The 370-nt window shown below is 67.0% G+C and carries 1 protein-coding gene; it reads left to right on the top strand.

Annotated features, from left to right (window positions below):
- Nucleotides 1-370: (Fe-S)-binding protein (locus IO30_RS41080; RefSeq protein WP_037895507.1), on the top strand; the 370-nt coding region annotated here is incomplete at both ends.

Below are 370 nucleotides of genomic sequence, written 5' to 3'. Positions count from 1 at the left end.
CTGCCCGCACTGCTTCAACACCATCGCCAACGAGTACCCGCAGCTCGGCGGCGAGTACGAGGTCATCCACCACACCCAGCTGCTGCAGCACCTGATCGACGAGGGACGCCTCACGCCGGTGACCCCGGTGGACGGGCTGATCACGTACCACGACCCGTGCTACCTGGGCCGGCACAACAAGGTGTACACGCCGCCGCGGGAGATCATGTCGGCGGTGCCGGGGCTGCGCCAGCAGGAGATGCACCGTCACAAGGAACGCGGTTTCTGCTGCGGTGCGGGCGGCGCCCGGATGTGGATGGAAGAGCGGATCGGCAAGCGCATCAACAACGAGCGCGTCGAGGAGGCCCTGTCCCTGAACCCGGACATCGTC

This window comes from Streptomyces xanthophaeus, from assembly GCF_000725805.1.
In the GTDB taxonomy this organism is placed as follows: domain Bacteria; phylum Actinomycetota; class Actinomycetes; order Streptomycetales; family Streptomycetaceae; genus Streptomyces; species Streptomyces xanthophaeus.
Note: the sequence above shows the minus strand (reverse complement) of the source record. Positions and strands in the feature narration are given on the sequence as shown.